This is a genomic window from Corallococcus sicarius (assembly GCF_003611735.1).
Taxonomy (GTDB): domain Bacteria; phylum Myxococcota; class Myxococcia; order Myxococcales; family Myxococcaceae; genus Corallococcus; species Corallococcus sicarius.
The window spans coordinates 1-1,720 of record NZ_RAWG01000604.1 but is presented as its reverse complement, the minus strand read 5'-3'; the positions used below and the strand labels follow the sequence as shown (position 1 = coordinate 1,720).

Genomic DNA, 1,720 nt, shown 5'->3' with positions numbered 1-1,720 from the left:
GTGGGGTATTGCTGGAGGGGAATGCCCACCCTCCGCCGCGCCCTCGCCCTGCTGCTCCTGGCCACCGGTTGCTCGCACATGTCCTTCGAGCGCGCGAGCGAACAGGACACCGTCCAGGCCTACCGCGACTTCATGCGGGAGAACCCCGATGATCCGGAGGCGACGACGGCGCAGGGCCGCATCGAGGGGCTGGAGTTCGACGAGGCGAAGCGGCTGCACTCGGTCATCGCCTACAAGCGCTTCCTGGAGACGTACCCGGACGCGCCGCAGCAGCGGGTGGTGAAGTCGCTGCTGGAGGGGCTGCGCTTCAACGCGGCGAAGCAGGCGGACACCGAGGCGGCGTGGCAGCAGTTCCTCGCGGATCACCCCGACGGCACCCACAAGGACGAGGCGAAGGCCCTGCTCCAGGCGGCCCAGCGACGCGAGGTCCGCACGACGACGGACCTGGGGCGCATGGCGACGCTCCTGAACGCGGAGGCCGAGGGCCCGCGCCGCGACGAGCTGGCGCGGAAGCTGGACGACGAGACCTACGTCCAGGCCACCGACGCCGGGAAGCTCTTCGCCTACCTGCGCGACTTCGCCTCGGGCCAGCACCGTGAGGAGGCCCGCGTCCGGTTGCTGGAGCTGGAGCTGGAGGGGCTGCTCGTCTCCGGGCTCGTGGACGAGGCCGAGGCCAAGGTGAAGGTCCACCCGCTGGGGCCGAAGCTGACGGGCTTCCCCGCACGCCTCGCCCGCGCCCGCGCTGAACAGGGCGCCCTGGCCCGGACCGAGCCCGCCGCGCGTGCGATGCAGGCCGGCCACTACCTGCGCGACCTGGAGGACCTGAAGCGCGCGCTCGTGGCGCCGGATCCGTTGGATCGCTGGCAGGCGGCGGAGGAGCTGGGGCAGCACGTGTCGGTGCGCGTGTTGGATCCGCTGCTGGAGGCGCTGCGCTCGGCGCGCAATCCGTTGATCCGTCAGAACGCGCTGGAGTCGCTGCGCTCGGTGCTCTCCGCGCTGCCCGCCCCGGTGGCTGGCTACGAGGTGGCCGTGCGGCTGGAGTCCCTGCGCGATCGCGCCAGCAGCCCGGAGCTGTACCTGACGGTCGCGGCGCTGCTGGACCTGAGCGGGCAGGTCGAAGCCGCCGCCAGCCAGTACCAGCGCGTGTACGAGTCCGGCGGCACGGATCCGGTGGTGCTGTGGCGCTGGGTGCAGCTGCGTGAGCAGCGCCGCCAGGCCTTCTCCGCGGCGGTGGCGGCGCGGCAGCTCTCGGTGTGGGCCCAGACGACGGCGCGCGACGAGATGGTGTCGGAGGAGGGCGGGGTGCCCCTCGCGGCGGCCCGGCAGCTGTGCGCGGCGGTGGTGGACGCCCGCTTCGCCGCCCAGGCCATCACCCGGGCCCGCGCGGTGAAGACGGAGTTCCCGGAGGACCTGGCCTCCTTCGAGCGCACCGCCCAGGACGCGGTACGGCTCGCGGAGGCGAAGCTCGCGGACGCGGAGCTGCTCCTGCGCCAGAAGCACCCCGGCGTCCGCACCTGCGCGGATCAGCAGGTGGCCGAGCGGCTGTCGCAGGGCGTGAAGGAGCGCACGCAGGCCCTGCAGGCCTCGAACGCGAAGCTGCCCAAGCCCGTCGGTGTCCTCCTGCTGGAGCTGGCCCGCGAGCGCGATCCCTCCCCTGAGGTCCGGGCCGTGGCGGCCTCCCGGTTGGCCACGTCCACCCCTCCCTGAGACGGACTGGCAC

The 1,720-nt window shown here is 73.3% G+C and carries 1 protein-coding gene; it reads left to right on the top strand.

Annotated features, from left to right (window positions below; genetic code table 11):
- The first annotated feature begins 21 nt into the window (after positions 1–21).
- On the top strand, positions 22–1,707 hold the full coding sequence (locus tag D7X12_RS41145) for a HEAT repeat domain-containing protein (protein WP_120630542.1): 1,686 nt from the start codon (positions 22–24) through the stop codon (positions 1,705–1,707).
- Positions 1,708–1,720 lie beyond the last annotated feature (13 nt).